The 17,192-nt window shown below is 53.5% G+C and carries 16 protein-coding genes; 11 read left to right on the forward strand and 5 right to left on the reverse strand.

Annotated elements, in window-relative coordinates; translation table 11 throughout:
* Window positions 1-342 precede the first annotated feature (342 nt).
* Window positions 343-2,277, forward strand: coding sequence for a PrkA family serine protein kinase (locus H7F11_RS12050; protein ID WP_193649455.1), 1,935 nt, complete (start codon window positions 343-345; stop codon window positions 2,275-2,277).
* A 223-nt stretch (window positions 2,278-2,500) separates the two neighbouring features.
* Here the strand turns inward: H7F11_RS12050 and H7F11_RS12055 are convergent, their stop codons facing one another.
* Window positions 2,501-2,971 (reverse strand): hypothetical protein, encoded by a 471-nt coding sequence (locus tag H7F11_RS12055; protein WP_193649454.1) that lies wholly within the window; start codon window positions 2,969-2,971, stop codon window positions 2,501-2,503.
* A gap of 460 nt (window positions 2,972-3,431) precedes the next feature.
* Here H7F11_RS12055 and H7F11_RS12060 point away from each other — a divergent pair, with 460 nt between their 5' ends.
* The 6 genes from H7F11_RS12060 to H7F11_RS12085 all read left to right on the forward strand — a co-directional run bounded on the left by H7F11_RS12060 (window position 3,432) and on the right by H7F11_RS12085 (window position 10,847).
* Window positions 3,432-4,754 carry an ammonium transporter gene (locus H7F11_RS12060; RefSeq protein ID WP_227485466.1) on the forward strand — a complete coding sequence of 441 codons (1,323 nt, stop codon included), beginning with the start codon at window positions 3,432-3,434 and terminating at the stop codon, window positions 4,752-4,754.
* A 221-nt stretch (window positions 4,755-4,975) separates the two neighbouring features.
* On the forward strand, window positions 4,976-6,280 hold the full coding sequence (locus tag H7F11_RS12065) for a YeaH/YhbH family protein (RefSeq protein WP_193649453.1): 1,305 nt from the start codon (window positions 4,976-4,978) through the stop codon (window positions 6,278-6,280).
* On the forward strand, window positions 6,273-7,763 hold the full coding sequence (locus H7F11_RS12070; protein ID WP_193649452.1) for a SpoVR family protein: 1,491 nt from the start codon (window positions 6,273-6,275) through the stop codon (window positions 7,761-7,763). The genes H7F11_RS12065 and H7F11_RS12070 overlap by 8 nt, the downstream gene beginning before the upstream one ends.
* Before the next feature lie 155 nt (window positions 7,764-7,918).
* The gene (locus H7F11_RS12075) at window positions 7,919-9,097 is read left to right on the forward strand and encodes an outer membrane beta-barrel protein (RefSeq protein ID WP_193649451.1); all 1,179 of its coding nucleotides are present in this window, start codon (window positions 7,919-7,921) and stop codon (window positions 9,095-9,097) included.
* 54 nt (window positions 9,098-9,151) lie between these two features.
* Complete coding sequence (gene glnK / locus H7F11_RS12080; RefSeq protein ID WP_010639279.1) at window positions 9,152-9,490, forward strand: P-II family nitrogen regulator; 339 nt, start codon at window positions 9,152-9,154, stop codon at window positions 9,488-9,490.
* Window positions 9,491-9,542: 52 nt separating this feature from the next.
* The gene (locus H7F11_RS12085; protein ID WP_193649450.1) at window positions 9,543-10,847 is read left to right on the forward strand and encodes an ammonium transporter; all 1,305 of its coding nucleotides are present in this window, start codon (window positions 9,543-9,545) and stop codon (window positions 10,845-10,847) included.
* A gap of 83 nt (window positions 10,848-10,930) precedes the next feature.
* Here H7F11_RS12085 and H7F11_RS12090 read toward each other — a convergent pair whose 3' ends face one another.
* Window positions 10,931-11,317: a hypothetical protein gene (locus H7F11_RS12090; protein ID WP_193649449.1), complete on the reverse strand. Its 387-nt coding sequence runs from the start codon at window positions 11,315-11,317 to the stop codon at window positions 10,931-10,933.
* Window positions 11,318-11,531: 214 nt separating this feature from the next.
* Here H7F11_RS12090 and H7F11_RS12095 point away from each other — a divergent pair, with 214 nt between their 5' ends.
* Both H7F11_RS12095 and H7F11_RS12100 read left to right on the forward strand, forming a co-directional pair.
* On the forward strand, window positions 11,532-11,906 hold the full coding sequence (locus H7F11_RS12095; protein ID WP_193649448.1) for a glycine zipper domain-containing protein: 375 nt from the start codon (window positions 11,532-11,534) through the stop codon (window positions 11,904-11,906).
* A gap of 37 nt (window positions 11,907-11,943) precedes the next feature.
* Window positions 11,944-12,468, forward strand: a complete 525-nt coding sequence (locus tag H7F11_RS12100; RefSeq protein WP_193649447.1) for a hypothetical protein — start codon at window positions 11,944-11,946, stop codon at window positions 12,466-12,468.
* Here H7F11_RS12100 and H7F11_RS12105 read toward each other — a convergent pair.
* Window positions 12,465-14,210, reverse strand: coding sequence for a peptidoglycan D,D-transpeptidase FtsI family protein (locus tag H7F11_RS12105; protein ID WP_193649446.1), 1,746 nt, complete (start codon window positions 14,208-14,210; stop codon window positions 12,465-12,467). The genes H7F11_RS12100 and H7F11_RS12105 overlap by 4 nt on opposite strands.
* Window positions 14,211-14,268: 58 nt before the next feature.
* Between H7F11_RS12105 and H7F11_RS12110 the strand changes: the two genes are divergently transcribed.
* The gene (locus H7F11_RS12110) at window positions 14,269-14,445 is read left to right on the forward strand and encodes a hypothetical protein (RefSeq protein WP_193649445.1); all 177 of its coding nucleotides are present in this window, start codon (window positions 14,269-14,271) and stop codon (window positions 14,443-14,445) included.
* Window positions 14,436-15,551 (forward strand): septal ring lytic transglycosylase RlpA family protein, encoded by a 1,116-nt coding sequence (locus H7F11_RS12115; RefSeq protein WP_193649444.1) that lies wholly within the window; start codon window positions 14,436-14,438, stop codon window positions 15,549-15,551. Before H7F11_RS12110 ends, H7F11_RS12115 begins: the two co-directional genes overlap by 10 nt.
* Here the strand turns inward: H7F11_RS12115 and H7F11_RS12120 are convergent.
* Window positions 15,532-15,840, reverse strand: a complete 309-nt coding sequence (locus H7F11_RS12120; RefSeq protein WP_193649443.1) for a superinfection immunity protein — start codon at window positions 15,838-15,840, stop codon at window positions 15,532-15,534. The genes H7F11_RS12115 and H7F11_RS12120 overlap by 20 nt on opposite strands.
* Entirely contained in the window at window positions 15,837-17,084 is a 1,248-nt protein-coding gene (gene kch / locus H7F11_RS12125) for a voltage-gated potassium channel protein (RefSeq protein ID WP_193649442.1), read from the reverse strand. Before kch ends, H7F11_RS12120 begins: the two co-directional genes overlap by 4 nt.
* Window positions 17,085-17,192: the final 108 nt, after the last annotated feature.

A 17,192-nucleotide genomic window follows, 5' to 3' on the forward strand; every position in this document is an offset into this window, starting at 1 on the left:
CAGGCGCATAGCCAAATACCCATATAATCCGCTGATAAACAGCCGGTTAATATTTTGTGAAGCATTTCTGGACAGAAACTTTCCGGTCGGGATGCGGACTGGCGCAACCAGCCGCCATGCACCATAATTGTGCATAGAGCGCACCACCTACGAACAATTTGTCAGTACACAGTGCAGGAATACACAGCAGGCCTCATCGGGGGGAAAGACCAGAACTGCCCGCACTTTGGCACAGGAAATGCTTAATGAAAAACATTCTTCAACACCTGAACCCTAGGGTCGCGTCCATGTCCAAGAGTTTCAGGATGTAAACCATCGCGGCTTCGCCGCAAGGAGTGGCAAATGGCGTTATTCGACCGTTATCAGGAGCGTTTCCTGCAACAGCAGGAAGTCACCCTTTCACTGGACGCTTATCTGGACCTCTGTGCCCGTGAACCCATAGCCTATGCCAGCGCTGCAGAACGGATGCTGGCCGCCATCGGCGAGCCGCAGGTGATCGACACTCAGGCGGACCCCCGACTGTCGCGGATATTCATGAATCGAAAGTTGCTCACCTACCCGGCTTTCAATGATTTTTACGGTATTGAAGATGTCGTCGAAAATCTGGTGGCCTATTTCCGCCATGCCGCGCAGGGACTGGAAGAACGCAAGCAGATTCTCTACCTGCTGGGTCCGGTTGGGGCTGCCAAATCTTCTTTGGCCGAGCGTCTGAAGACCCTGATGGAGCATCATCCCATTTACTGTCTGGCCGCCAACGGCAAGGTTTCGCCGCTTTACGAATCGCCTTTGGGTTTGTTTGATCGGGATGAAGATGGCCCCATACTGGAGGATCGTTTTGGTATTCCCCGTCGCGCCCTGAATGGCGTGATGTCTCCATGGGCCGCCAAACGCTTGCGCGAATTTGGCGGTGACATCCGTAAATTCACGGTGCAGCGCCTGATGCCATCGCAGCTGCATCAAATCGGTATTACCAAGGTGGAGCCCGGTGACGAGAATAATCAGGATATATCCAGCCTGGTGGGCAAAGTGGACATTCGCAAGCTGGAAGATTTTTCCCAGGATGATCCTGATGCCTACTCCTACGCGGGTGGCCTCAATGTCGCCACCCAGGGCGTTCTCGAATTCGTGGAAATGTTCAAGGCACCGATCAAGATGCTGCATCCGCTGCTGACTGCCACCCAGGAGGGCACCTATAATGGTACCGAGGGCTTTGGAGCCCTGCCTTTTCAGGGCATTATCCTGGCCCACAGCAATGAATCGGAATGGTCCGCTTTCCGCAACAACAAGCGCAATGAGGCCTTTCTTGACCGGGTATATATTGTCAAGGTGCCCTACTGTCTGCGGGTCACGGAAGAAACCCGTATCTACCATAAACTCCTGGAAAGCAGCGCCCTCAGTGACGCCCCTTGCGCACCCGACACCATGGACATGCTGGCGCGTTTTTCAGTACTCAGCCGTCTCAAGGAGCCGGGCAACAGCAGTCTCTGGTCCAAAATGGAAATCTACGACGGCAAATCCTTGAAAGACAAGGATCCCAAGGCCAAAAGCCTGCAGGAATACCGGGATGCTGCCGGCGTGGATGAAGGCATGGATGGCATTTCTACCCGTTTTGCCTACAAAATCATGTCGCGTACCTTCAATTTTGACAGTGACGAAGTGGCTGCCAATCCCGTTCATCTCCTGCACGTGCTGGAAACGCAAATTCGTGCCGAACAGTTCCCGGCAGACACCGAATCCCATTATCTGGCTTTTCTGAAAACCGAACTGGCGCCCCGCTATGCCGAATTTCTGGGTCTGGAAATCCAGAAAGCCTATCTCGAAAGTTATGGGGATTACGGTCAGAATCTTTTTGATCGTTACATTCAATATGCTGACTTCTGGCTCCAGGATACAGAATTCCGTGACCCCGACACCGGCCAACTCATGGATCGCGGCCTTCTGAACGAAGAACTGGAAAAAATCGAGAAACCGGCGGGTATTGCCAATCCCAAGGACTTCCGCAATGAAGTGGTCAATTTTGTCCTGCGGGTAAAAGCTTCCAATGATGGGATCAGCCCTTCCTGGACCAGCTATGAAAAACTGCGCGCGGTTATCGAAAAGAAAATGTTTGCCAATACCGAAGACCTCTTGCCGGTGATTTCCTTCGGTAAAAAAAGTTCTTCTGACGACGAGCGGAAACATCAGGATTTTGTAGCGCGCATGACCCGAAAAGGCTACACGGAAAAACAGGTACGCCTGCTGGTGGACTGGTATATGCGCTATCGTAAGCACCACTGAAATCTGCCAAAACTTCTGCATTTTCGCAGACCTTTGGCCCAACCAATTACTCAATTGGAAGTGCCAAATACTCAGTATTCACTGTATCGCCAGTCATGTTGGTTGGCGACAAGACTGGCTTTGGTGATATGAATGTTGCGCCTTTGGCCACCTGGTTTTACCAAGTGGCCATTATCATATTGAATTTGCAGATGGAGAGCATGATGCTATCTGCTTCACCGGATTATTGCCCATCAACCCCTGGAGTGGCGTTTGGGGCGATGGTTCCGATGGTGATGCTGGCGTTATGTCCGAAGGGCGTGGGTGGCAACGGGGAAGCGGCATGAATGGCTGCCAGCTCGATTTTGCCAAGGGCTTCAGAAGAACATCCAGCGAGTTCTGCCCGGACTACTGTGCCATCAGCCAAAATCACCGCCACTGCCCGACATGTCCCGGTAGGCAAAGTTACGGGATGTCCTGCCCGTTTCATGGCCGTGCGCTCCTGTTCTGCACGGATTCTTCCGACCTGACCAGCAACGATCTGGTTCACCTGCATCATATAGGAATGCAGGATACGATCTTGCTGCGTAACAACAGAGGTATTCTGTACAGCTTGGGCCGAGGATGGTCCGGGATAGGTACTCACGTTGCTGACGGCACAACCGGAAAGGAGTGCTGTCAGGCCAAGTGATGCGACAACTGCTTTGCGCGACATTATGGTATTTTCCTTTTTCTGCAATTGTTTTTTTGCTGGAGATATCGCTGAACCGTATCAAGACGAAACCCCTAAAAAATAGGTATGTTGAAAATTAGGTGAGTTCGCGGAAAAAAGCAATTCACCCGCTATGACGATAAAAGAAAAGCTGTCAGCTTAACTACGTCCGGGTTGAAGCTCGCATTCATGATCCTTACCGGTGCTTACATCTTTACAGCAAGTCTTGTGCAGGGTCGGGAATAATCTGGGCACGTGTATCCATAAGGTTTTTGCATATGGTCGTTTCCAAAAGCCCCACTCTCTTGTGCTGCACCATATTGGTGCACGTCCTTATGATTTCATCTCTTCTCCCGGTTCAGGAAGCTTCAATCTGGCGCTTTTAAGGGTTTGCACGGTTTTTGCTTGACCAAATTGCACACTGGGGCATTCAGCCTCAGAAACGATGGAAACAAGGAGCGATATGATGAAGAAGGGAGCAAGGCAACACGTATTTCGAGGAACAGCATGGGTGGGTGCCCTCACCCTCCTGGGGAGTCCGCTGGCAGAGGCAGGCACCAGCACGCCCAGTTTCAATAGTGGGGATACTGCCTGGATGCTGACCTCTACGGCACTGGTGCTGCTCATGACCGTGCCGGGTCTGGCGTTGTTTTATGCAGGCATGGTCCGCAAAAAAAATGTGCTGGCAACAGCTGCCCAGAGTTTCGCGGTCACAGCGCTGATTTCGGTATTGTGGATGATGCTGGGATACAGCCTGTCTTTCAGCACCGGTAATGCCTTTATGGGGGGCATGAGTCGCTTGTTCCTCAACGGCCTGGGGCTGGATTCGGTGAGCAGTCTGGCGCCCACCATTCCGGAATCCGTGTACATGACCTTCCAGATGACTTTTGCCATCATCACCCCGGCACTGATTGTGGGTGCCTTCGCAGAGCGCATGAAATTTTCGGCACTGCTCTGGTTTACCGGTCTGTGGTCCCTGCTGGTCTATGCGCCCATCGCCCACATGGTCTGGGGACCCGGCGGCTGGCTGGGCGCCGATGGCGTCCTCGACTACGCGGGCGGTACCGTGGTGCACATCAATGCCGGGGTCGCGGGCCTCGTAGCAGCACTGGTCATGGGCAAGCGGGTTGGCTATAAACATGATGCCATGCACCCCAATAATCTCATGTACACCCTGATAGGCGCTTCGTTACTGTGGGTAGGCTGGTTTGGATTCAATGCCGGGTCTGCGGTCGCGGCCAGTGATCGGGCAGGCATGGCGCTGGCGGTTACACAGATTGCTACTGCGGTCGCAGCTCTGGCCTGGATGTTTGCCGAGTGGGTGGCACGGGGTAAACCCACGGTATTGGGCATGACTTCGGGTGCTGTCGCAGGGCTGGTAGCCATCACCCCGGCTTCGGGTTTTGTGGGTCCCATGGGCGCATTGTGGATAGGGATTGCGGCGGGCGTCATTTGTTTCTGGGCCTCCGTCTACCTGAAAAACTGGATGGGCTACGATGATTCCCTGGATGCCTTCGGGGTCCACGCCATGGGTGGTATTGTTGGCGCGCTGCTCACCGGGGTGTTTGCCGTCAAAGCTATTGGCGGCACGGCTGGCGTGCTGGAAGGCAATACCGGACAGTTATTGATCCAGGCTACCGGAGTGGGCGTCACGATCGTTTATGACGCCATCGTCAGCTTCATCATTCTGAAAGCCATCGACTGGACCCTCGGCTTGCGCGTGAAAGAAGAGCAGGAAAGGGAAGGGCTGGATATTACCCAGCATGGTGAACAGGTTTACGAGTAACCCGAAAATGGACCTGTGTCGGGCCGCTGCAAGGCCCGGAGCAGGTCCCCGGGCGGGCTGATCAGAACACGATTTGCAGGCTGCTGCCTGTTTTCCAGAACGATCTACGCGCGTAAACTGGAAATATCGAGCGTGCTCTGCTCAACCTTTAACGGGAGCATCCCGCAATCATTCTCTTGCGTCATCATCCGGAAAAGACCTGGTTTTCCGAGGAGTCAGCCATGAGTACGATTATCGACCGGCGCAGTTCCGGAACCCGATCCACCAGCAATCAGGAGCGTCTGCAGAGAAGAGTGCGCGCCCGCCTGAAGAGCGCCGTGGAAAAAATGGCACGCTCCGGCTCCATTGAAGATCTGGCAAACGCCGATCAACCCATTTCCATCCCTACCCGCGATTTGCACGAACCCAGTTTCCGCCGGGATTTCAGCGACTCCTCCTGGGAAAGAGTCTTGCCCGGTAACAAGGAATATCAGCGTGGTGACGAAATCAACAAACCCGAAGGCGGTGGTGCCGGTCAGGGCCGTGAAGGTTCTCCCGATGGCCTGGGCGATGACGAAGTAGCCATCGTCCTGTCCGCCGATGAGTTTCTGGATTTGCTTTTTGATGGGCTGGCTTTGCCCAATTTACGCAAAACCGTGCAGGGCGATGTCCAGGCGGAACAATGGCGTCGCGCCGGATTTATCAAGGACGGCAGCCCCTCACGCATGCACGTCGGTCGCACCATGCGCGCTGCCCGGGCCCGCCGTCTGGCTCTGCGGGCTGGCAAACGCCGCGAGCTTCAGGAGCTTGAAGAAGCCCGCAGCAAGCTGCAGGAGGAAATCAGCACACGCATTGCCCGCAAGGAGGATGTTTCCCTGGAACAGGAACGTCTGAAAATTCTGGACGAGCAGATTTCCATCCTGGCGCGCAAAATCAAGGCGATTCCTTTTATCGATGAAGCCGACCTGCGCTTTGCCCATATCGATCAGCAACCCCATCCCATCACCAATGCGGTCATGTTTTGTGTCATGGATGTTTCGGGCAGTATGGGAGAAAAGGAAAAAGATCTGGCCAAGCGTTTTTTCCTGCTGCTCTACCTTTTTCTGCATCGCCATTATCAGGCCGTACAAATTGTTTTCATCAAACATCACAGTACGGCAACAGAATGTACTGAACAGGCCTTTTTTGGTGCACGGGAGGGTGGCGGCACCCTGGTTTCTCCGGCCATCATGCTCACCGAAGACATCATGGCCAAACGCTTTCCGGTCGACCGCTGGAATATCTACGTCGCGCAGGTTTCCGATGGTGACAACTATTTTGCCGATAATACGGTCGTGGCTGAACACCTGCATCAGCTTTTACCTCGCCTGCGCAACCTCTTTTACCTGGAGGTCAACCGCGAAAACGAAAGTGATCTTTTGCAACTTTATGATGGCATTGCGGAAGATTATCCTGAGCTGATCACCGCCAGAGCCAGCGCCCGGGAAGATATTTACCCGCTCTTCCGCACCCTGTTTTCCAGCGAGGAGATCCCCAGCCATGTCTAAGTTCCTGTTTACGGATAACGATTGGACTTTTCCACGACTGGATGCGGTCACAGAAGCCATTGCCGTCATAGCCGCAGAAGAACTCCATCTGGACACCTATCCCAATCAGCTGGAAGTCATCAGCGCCGAGCAGATGCTCGATGCCTACGCGTCCATCGGCTTGCCGGTCTATTACGCGCATTGGTCTTTTGGCAAACAGCGCGCCATTGAGTCGGGTCAGTACCGGCGCGGTGAAATGGGTCTGGCCTATGAGCTGGTCATCAACAGTGATCCCTGCATCAGTTATCTTATGGAAGAAAACACCATGACCATGCAGACTCTGGTCATTGCCCATGCCGCTTTTGGACATAACGCCTTTTTCAAAAACAATGCCTTTTTCCGGCAATGGACAGACGCCGAAGGGATTATCGATTACCTGGCTTTCGCCCAACGCTATATTGCCCAATGCGAAGACCGCTTCGGGATGGATGCGGTGACCGATGTCCTCGACGCTGCCCATGCCATCAGTCGCAACGGCATTGACCGGGCGCGCCGCCCCCGACAGCTTTCGGCGCGGGAAGAAGAGCAGCGCTGGCAGGAACGGGAACATTATCTGGAACAGCAGGTTCTGGAAATCTGGCGAACCCTGCCCCCTGCCCACACTCCCAGCACCCATTCCCCGGATATTTTCCCCTCTGAGCCACAAGAAAACCTGCTCTATTTCATTGAAAAAAATGCCCCGCATCTGGAAGGCTGGAAACGGGAAATTTTGCGCATTGTCCGTAAAATCACCCAGTATCTTTACCCGCAGGGCCAGACCAAAATCATGAATGAGGGCTTTGCCTGCTTTGTCCACTATCACATCATGCACAGCCTCCATGCCAAAGGCTTACTGACGGATGGTACGCTGCTGGAGTTTTACGCCAGCCATACGGCGGTAGTCATGCAGCCCGATTTTGATGACCGCCGTTATAGTGGTCTCAATCCCTATGCGCTGGGTTTTGCCATATTTCAGGACATCAAACGGATCTGCGTGGCGCCTACCGAGGAAGACCGGCGCTGGTTCAGTTTTGCCGGCGACCCGGACTGGCTGCAACACATTCACTTTGCCATGCGCGAATTTCGTGATGAAAGCTTTGTTCTGCAATACCTTTCTCCCAAGGTGATGCGGGATTTACATCTGTTCTCCCTGCACAATGCGGTCGATGAAGCGACCTACCGGGTCAGCGCCATCCATGATGATGCGGGCTACCAACACCTGCGCGAAGCACTCGCCCGGCAAATTGCCGACAGTAGCCGCCCTCCGGATATTCAGGTCATCTCTGTAGACCGCTGGGGAGATCGGCAGTTACGTCTGAAACAAATGGACCAGCAAGCCCTGGACCTTAATGAAGCCCAAAAGACTCTGGGATATATACAGGAGCTTTGGGGTTATGACGTCCATCTGGATATGGAAGATCAGACCTTGACGGCGCCACAACCCCGGCCGGATGACGAACCGTAGCGCACCATTTTGATGCGATTCGCACTATCTTGGTGCGCATGACAGTTTACCCCCTCGTTAAATTTAATAATCTCTCTGTTTTTTAATTGTTTTTTTCATGGCATTGAATTTGCTAAACGCTTTCTGCAACTACACTGACAGGGAGCGTTACTTCAATGAAAAACAGCAAAAAAACATTAAGCAGTCGATATCACCCCATTTTTCTGGCGATGCTGGCTGTTTCGCCCCTCGCCATGGACAACGCCGAGGCAGCCCCCCTGGCTCTGCCCAGCCCGCTGACCTTCAATGCCGGTCCTTTGGGTACTCTGAATGTTCAAGGCGTAGCCAGTGGCTATGGGGTATGGCAGGACAACAAGTTCCCCAGCTCCAGCTTTCCGGGTAGCAAATCCGCCTCTGCCGATATCAGCAACGGCATGGTCATGATCTCCAACAATTCCGGCCTTGTGCAATTTGCCGTCCAGGCTGGCGCCTATAACGTCATGACCCTTGGTGCCAATTACGCTTCTACCGGGACGTTTACCCAGGACACGTTTGGCGCCCTGCCCACGGGTTATATTGAAATTGCCCCGAATGATCATTTTAACGTCCAAATCGGCAAACTTTTTACCTTGATTGGTGCGGAATATACCTTCAGCTATCAGAACTGGAATATTGCGCGGGGCCTGCTCTGGGGCCAGGAAAATGCTGTCAACAAGGGGATTCAACTCAACTATAGTGCGGGACCCATTACCGCTGCCGTCTCCTGGAATGACGGATTCTACTCCAATCGTTTCAACTGGATGAGCGGCATGGTCAGCTGGGCGCTGGACAAGCAGAACACGCTCTTCGCCCAGGGTGGCGGGAATCTGGGCCATACGGATTACGCCTACTCCAGCATTGCCACCACGCCTTTGCAAAATAATGAGGCCATTGTCGATGCCGGATACACCTACAGCGGGGGTAATCTTGTCGTTACCCCCTATATGCAATACACCAGCGTTCCTGCCAGTGCCATCCAGGCCTTGGGTACAGGCACCAAAACCACCAGCACCCTGGGGGGCGCCATCCTCGCCAACTACAGCCTGACGGACAAAATTTCCCTGGCTGGTCGCGTCGAATACATCAGCAACTCGGGAAGCGCCACGGATGGCTCGGCCAATCTGACAGGCTTTGGGGCAGGATCTCACGCCTGGTCGCTGACGGCCACACCCACCTATCAGGATGGCGGCTTTTTTGCCCGCGCCGAACTTTCTTATGTCAAGGCCAGCATGGCCAGCGGTACTGGTTTCGCGGGCACCTCCGGGCTGGCCAAAAGCCAGGTCCGTGGCATGGTCGAGACCGGCTTTATGTTCTAACCCCTGGGGGGTATTACCCCCGGGATGTTCCAACCCTGTGTAAGAGGTAACGTCATGAAATTGATTACTGCCATTGTTAAACCCTTCAAACTCGATGATGTCCGCGAGGCCTTATCGGCGGTGGGGATTCAGGGCCTGACCGTCACCGAAGTCAAAGGCTTCGGTCGCCAGAAAGGTCACACTGAACTCTACCGTGGTGCTGAATATGTCGTGGATTTTCTTCCCAAGGTCAAAATCGAAACCGTCATCAGTGATGATGCCGTCGATCAGGCCATCGAGGCCATCGAAAAAGGCGCCCGAACCGGAAAAATCGGTGACGGCAAAATCTTTGTTTCGGAAGTTCTGGATGCCATCCGTATCCGTACCGGTGAAACCGGTAACGACGCACTTTAAATTTAAACCGTTCTACAACCGCTCTTAAATTGTTAAAAGGGGGAATTACCTCATGTCAGTAGCTTGGCTGAATACGGGCGATAATGCGTGGCAGCTCACTGCCGCAACTATCGTCGGAATGCAAAGTGTTCCGGGGCTCGTGGTACTTTACGCGGGCATTGTCAAAAAGAAATGGGCTGTCAACTCTGCTTTTATGGCCTTTTATGCTTTTGCTGCGGTTATGATCGCCTGGCTCCTCTGGGGCTACAACATGGCCTTCGGCCACCAATGGTTCTCGTTTGTCGGTATTCCGGGGCCCATAGCCAGTATGAATGATGAACTCATGCAAACGGTCTTCCCGACCAGCGGCTCTACTGCGGCCATGCCGATGGCGACGATGGTGTATTTTCAGTTTGTCTTCGCTGCAATTACCTTGGTCATCATGGCGGGGGCCTTTTTGGGCCGCATGAGTTTCAAGGCCTGGATGATTTTTGTGCCCCTGTGGCTGACTTTCTCCTACACGGTTGGCGCCTTCAGCCTTTGGGGTGGCGGCTTCCTCTCAACGATGGGTGTTATCGACTATTCCGGTGGATACGTCATCCATTTGTCTGCAGGTATTGCCGGATTTGTCGGTGCGGCAGTCATTGGTCCCCGTCTCGCCAGGGATCGTGAAAACTTCCAGCCCAACAACGTGCTGTTGATGCTGGTAGGTGCCGGCATTCTCTGGCTCGGCTGGAACGGCTTTAACGGCGGTGATCCTTATGCTGCCAGCCGCGATGCCGGTGCCGCCGTTCTCAATACCAACGTAGCCACTGCCATGAGTGTGTTGACATGGACGGTCATGGACATTTTTTACTTCAAAAAACCAGCGGTAATTGGCGCCGTTCAAGGGATGATTACCGGACTGGTCGCAATTACCCCGGCCGCTGGTGTGGTAGACGGATATGGTGCTATTGCCATTGGCATCGCTTCCGGCATTATCCCCTGGATCAGTATGAATATCGTTGGCAAAACCGCACTGTTCCGTAAGGTGGATGACACCCTCGGCGTATTCCACACCCACGCTGTAGCCGGGGTACTGGGCGGCATTATGGTGGGCCTGCTCGCCACCAAGGAAGGCTGTAAAGCATACGGGCTCAGCAACCCAGGAGGTGCCATTGACGGTAACTGGCATCAGGTCTGGCTGCAGATTATTGGTGCGGCATTTATCATCGCCCTGAATATCGTCGTCACCTATATTCTTCTGAAACTGATCAGCCTGATCGTACCGCTGCGCATGTCTGAAGAAGAACTGATGATTGGTGATGATGCCATTCATGGTGAAGAAGCTTATGCCTTCTATGGTGATGGTGAACGGCGTCCGGTGACGGGTGACTGAAGCTATCTGGTAAAACCTTAGGAACAAGCACTATACGGCGGGAAACCGCCGTTTTTTATTTCTGAAATAAAAACAAATGGATACTATTTACTGCTAATAGCTTGTCCTACGTAGCGCCCCATCCAGTGTTCTATTTGCTGAACTTCCTGAAGATGTCCATAGAGGCCAATGCGTGCTGAAAATTTGGTAACTGCAGCGCCCTTGGATGTGAGATTAATAAGGACAGCATTACCCTCAGAATCATAGCCGTGGACTTCCACGGTGGTCGGGCTGATTTGTTTAGCTCCGGTAAATTGCATGCCTGCCTGGGGCAAAGCCTTTTCTGCAGCCGCCGTGACCACCGTCAGCGAAGCCGGATAGTAAGTATAATAAGGCACCGGATTGACTTGTGGCGCCCAACTGGCCGTACAACCGCTCAGCCCCAGAGCCAAAACCACAGACACAGTCGCAAGGCGTGACGAAAAAGACATAAATTCCCTCCAAAAACAGCGGACATTAATCAGAATGATTGTTTGATGTACAATATACCCGAAAATTCCGGGGAACAATGCTCCATCTACGATGCCCCGCTTTTCATCAGACTCCTGCTGTAGGTACTTGGCTACAGTGGCACAACCATGTAACTTTGTCCCATACTGTGAACTCGGCCTATTATGATTAAACGCTTAGAGGAGCTGAACACTCATGAAAACTGCTAAATGGTTGATAGCGGCTACTTTCCCCCTGATCCTTGCGGGTTGTGCGAACAATCCTTATGCCAGCAATGGCACCACGGCCAATACAGCTGGTGGCTCCCTGCTCGGCGCCGTAGCTGGCGCAGTCATTGGCAACCAGACCGGTTCACCGCTCGCGGGTGCTGCCATTGGCGCAGGCCTGGGTGGATTGGCCGGATATGGTCTTTCCAATCAGCAACAGCAAGCACCTGCCCCGCAACCCGGCTATTACGCAGCGCCCCAGGGCAGTGTCCCCTGTCCGGCCGGTTATGTGTGCAATCCAACGGCACCCCAGTATCAACAGCCTCCGGCCTGTCCAGCGGGTTACACCTGCACACCACGCTAGGTCTATGCCTTTAGCAGCGATGAATACCCCGTCCGCAATGCCCGCCATCGAACATATCGGCGGGCACCTTGAGGGTGGGAAAACCCTCGACAAGCACCCTCTCGCCCTGCCGGGCATCATTCTCAGTTCGGGCGAGGGCAGCATTCGCAGCTATCAGTTTCATCCGCAGGAGGAAGGCGTTCCGGTTACCCCACTCATTTGCCAAAGCATGGAGCCATTACCAAGCGGATCTGATGCCGATTTGCTGGTCCGGCAGGGGCATATCGTGGCAGTGCGTCTGGCTGATGCCAATATTGCCTTGCATCCGCAAATTCTGCGGAAATCGGCCATTCGTGAAGTGTTGCAGCGCGAATGGCTACTTTCGGTATTTCTTTTTGGTCCAGTTGCCGGAGTGTTTCTGGTCAACCTGATTTTTGGGATGCCTACATTTTTGTGGTGGACGGCGTTGGGGGTCCTGATTTTTTCCTGCCTGATCATGGGAATTCTGGTCAGAAACGATTTACGTAAATTGCAGAACTGGGTGGAAGAATTACATAAGCTGGCCAAACAGCAGGGCACTTAGTTTCCGCCGCCCTCCGACCAGATTTCCGCCTGTGCGGTGGTAATATTTGGCGCCCGCAGACGACACACCGATTTGCCACACCATTCCGGGCCAATATTCAGTTGCTCCAAGGCATGCTCCATGGTTACCCGGAATACTGGGGCCGCCTCGACCCCCCCGAAATTCCAGAATTTATCGCTGTCGCGCAGGGTGACCGCCATCACCAGTTGCGGATCACGTCCCGGAGCAAAGCCCACAAAAGTCGCATTGGTGCGATGATGAAAAAAACCATCCTTGCCGTTGGCTAAATCTGCCGTACCGGTTTTACCTGCTACTGCATAACCGGGAATTGCCGCAAGAATACCGGTGCCATTGGGCTCTGCCACACTGCGCAACCAGCGTCGCAAATCGTTGGCCACCCAAAAAGGCATGACCCGCCGTTTGACTAAGGGCTCCCCTTTTACCAGCACGGGACGAATATGAAAGCCCCCATTGGCGATGGCCGCATAAGCATCTGCCAATTGCAGGGTAGTCACAGATATTCCATAACCAATAGAGATTGTCGCGTGGCGTGCTTTTCCCCAACCTTCCCAGGCGGGCAAAACGCCCGAAGTCGTCCCTGGCAAAGCGACCTGGGGAACATCACCAAAACCCACCGCCCGATACATGGCATATATATCTCGACGCGGCGTCTTCAGAGCTATTTTGGCGGTGCCAATACAACTGGAATACTTGAGAATGTGCTCAATATTCAAAATGTGATGGGTAACGTCATCGGTAATCGGATACCCCCCCACCCAGAGGGGATGAGACACGTTGAAACGGGCCGTTGGGCGCACACTATGCGTAGCCAGTGCGGCGGCAATGGCAAAAGGTTTAATGACCGATCCCGGCTCAAAAGCCTGATGGACGGCGTTATCCACATAATCCATGGGATTGCTGCAACTCCCGATATTATTGGGATTGCAACTGGGAACACTGGCCATCGCGAGCACCTGTCCGGTACGCACATCCATGACCACCGCCGAACCGTTACTTGCCCCGAAATGACGCTGGGCAGCCAGCAAGGTCATATAGGCCCAATACTGGATTTGTGGATTGATGGTGAGCTGCAAGGCATGTCCGGCGCGGGGAAGACGCAAAATTTTATCTACATGCACAATTTGTCCATGACCATCTTCCAAAACCCGTTCCTTGCCGGGATACGCCGCCAACCACTGATTGTAGCCCAGCTCCAGTCCGGTCCCTCCCTGATGCTGGAGGTTGACCATACCTAACAGGGGGGCAGTGACGGCACCCAGCGGATAATAACTGCGGCTGGTGTTTTGCACATAAATACCCGGAACCTGCAGTGCATCCAGCTTTTTTCCCAATGCGGGGGGAACCTGCCGGAGAATATAGGCATAATCTGCCCCACCTCCGGCAACCCTTTCGGCAAAACTGGCAGGACTCAGATGTAAAACCTGAGCAATGGCGCCCCAATGATTTTGATGTTTATCCAGAATGGCCGGGTCGGCCCAGATAGTGACGGCTTTGACATTGACCGCTAAAGGTTCGCCATTTCGGGCCGTAATTACGCCACGCTCACTGGGCAGCGGTAAGGTCCGCAAATAACGCATGCGCCCCTGAGATCTTAAGGTTTGATGCTCCAATAGCTGCAAACGCAAATCCCGGGCAAGAACGGCTGAAAAACCGAGCAGAAGAATAACAATCAACCAGCGCGCCCGCCCCGAAGGTAATATTTTGACGGAAGTCTCAGTCATGACCTGGGCACCGTCTGCTGGTAAAAGTATTCATGGCGAACTCTGATGGAGTTTTAACATGGATCAGACGGCGGTACTGATAAAAAGTTCCGGGAATACGGCAGGATTTGAAATATTGTTCTATATGAACATGAGAAAAGTTTGGCAACCCAATGCCAAACTTGAACTTTCTGAAGACTCTGCCCTAGAATGGCAGAAACGACACTATAGAGGTCATGCATTTCCATGCGCTTGAAGCAGGCATTCCCGTTTTTCCGATTGGGGACTTTTACCCTGGCTGTTGCGGCCCTGGCTGGCTGTGCCAGCATGCCCGGCCAGATGCATGCTTCTTCAGGCAACGGCTATGGATCTGCCTTGACCAATTCCGCCTATTCAACCGGGCAGTCCTGTTATGCTCCGTCTCCTGACCTGAATGCTGCCTATAATCAGCCCTATGAAATTGACGGACAGTGGTATCACCCGATGCACAACGCCTCGGGATTTTCTGAAAACGGCGTCGCCTCCTGGTATGATCGTCAATCTTCCAGCGACACAACCGCCATGGGCACGGCCTTCCATGCCCGGCAACTGTCCGCCGCGAGTCGCACCTTACCCCTGCCTTCCTGCGTGCGGGTGACCAATCTTGAAAATGGTCGCAGCATCGTGGTGCTGGTAGATGATCGAGGACCCTTCGTAGACAGTCGCATCATGGACTTGTCAGCGGGTGCCGCCAATGCTCTGGGAATGCTCAGTCAGGGGACTTCCCGGGTACATATCCAGGTAGTCCCCAGCGCTCTCAGTCCCAATGTCCCGACCCCGCAGATTGTCCAGGTCGCACAAAGGCCAGTGCCGCAAGCTCCAGTACCACAATCTGTAGCGCCAGAACTGGTTGTTCCCCGGGCTGCTCCCCAGGCTATTCCCTTGCCCACCTACACGCCTCCCGCAAATGCCCGGAAAAATCTGACGGCAGTAGTCAACCAGGCTTTCGCCAGCAGCACCCCGGCGGTCCAGACAGTGCCCGCACTGATGGCACCGCCAATGTCAGTGCAGTCTGCGCCACAGCCCCCTGCTCCGCCGACAGCCCATGTTCTGCGCAGCTGGCACAGAAGTCCTCAAGTCGAGCAGGTATATCTGGAAACGGCCCAGGCGATGGGTATGCAAAGGGCACTTCGTGAACGCAGCAAACTTCAGGACTTCGGCATCAGCACCGCCAAGCTGGTACGCACCGCATCCAGCAGCCCCGCCGGTCTCTACAAAATCAAAATCGGACCCATGGCACCGACAGCTGCCCCCGAAGATTACGCATCCAGTCTGGAGCGCTTGCGTCTGGGCACTTTTGTGGTCAGCGAACAGGCGGGTTAAAGGCGTCAGCCCGCACCCGGTTCAGAGGTGGCAAGCGGCGCTCTCCCAGAATAGCCCAAATGATCAGCACCACCCAGGCAATGCCGGACCAGCCCAGGACGATATTGAGGACCAACACCCAAAGAAAATGCTCATGATGACGGGCAGCGGCAATCACGCTCGGTACAAAGTAAATCAGCAAGCCGAAAACCGCCGCCAGTAACCAGACCACAACATGAATAAACAAGGCGGCGATACCCAGACCAATCAGCGCCAACAGCACAATGCCGATACCCAGAAATGCGCTCATGCTTCTGCTCCTTCCGTTTTCGCGGCAAACAATTTGTTGATAATGGTATCTCCCTGCATTTCCTCGCCACTTAAGGTCATGGCCAGCAGTTCTCCGCCCAGCACATCGGGCGAAATAATCAGATCTGCACCAATCTGGCGTAAGCGTTCAAGATTTTTGGCATCCTGAACAGCTGCAACGGTTTTTCCGGAAACATTCAAATCCTTGGCGGCCAGGATGATAAAAGCATTTTCACTATCAATCACCCGCAGGGCCAGAATACCCAGGGCACACTCAGCACCCGCCCGCCGCAAAACCTCCAGATCTGTCGCATCACCCACCATTAAATCTTCATTGGCCATCCATTCGTTTTCTGGAGGAGCAGGGACCAGAACCAGCGTCCGTAAATGGCGGGCGCGCAACGCCCGATAGGTATTTTGAGCAAGCATATTGTCGCCAATAATCAAATAATGATTACGATAATGGCGTTTCTCACCACCCATGAGCAGTCGCTGCATCCGACCATTGAGTAACGGCACAATCACTGCAGATATAGAGGTGGCAAAAACCGTAATACCCAGAATAATAATGGAAATCACGAAAAATCGGGCATCAGTACTTTTGGGAACAATATCCCCATAACCCACCGTCGACATGGTGACCACGGCAAAATACAGGGCACTGACCAGATTGGTAATGGGTGGTGAAAAACCGGCACCCAGCACATAACTGCCCAATACCGCATAGCTCATCAACAACAAGATGGAGATAACTGCGAAAAGTGTACCTGCCGCCACACTGGAGTGTGCAAAATGTCGGCGGAACAACAGCAAAGCAATGAGAATGACGGCATTGAAAATGGTGAATCCGCTCCACTCCAGTCCGTAATGGTGGAGCAGCATGGCCAACATTGCACCTGCCAATACCAGCGTAATAGCCCAGGAAAAACGTGAGCGGAACAGCAAACCAAAAGCCATTAACAAGAGAACGATGCCCAGTACGGCTTCGGGCACAGTGCCAAGTGCTGAAAGCAAAGGGGCCTGGGTCAAACTGGTGGAGGGCGCCAAATCTGAAAGTTCTGGAAAAATGCGCAGCAGATTCGGCAGTGCATTGAGAATAGCGAGAGCACCCAGCAAACCTACGGCCAATGCCATGGGAATATGGGGAAACCAGTGATCCAGATATAAAACCGCACGCGCCTTGGCCGCAAATCGAAATAACCTCTGGCGCAAAGACAGGCGCATTACATCAGGAATTCGAATCATGGCAGTTCCTCAGGCTCTATTCTTACTTATTCAGTTAATGGCGTTGCAGCAACACTAACCCTACAGACATAATCAACGCAATAAAAAGCCCGACAGGTCTTTAATAAA

Source organism: Acidithiobacillus sp. HP-2 (assembly GCF_015100155.1).
GTDB lineage: Bacteria > Pseudomonadota > Gammaproteobacteria > Acidithiobacillales > Acidithiobacillaceae > Acidithiobacillus.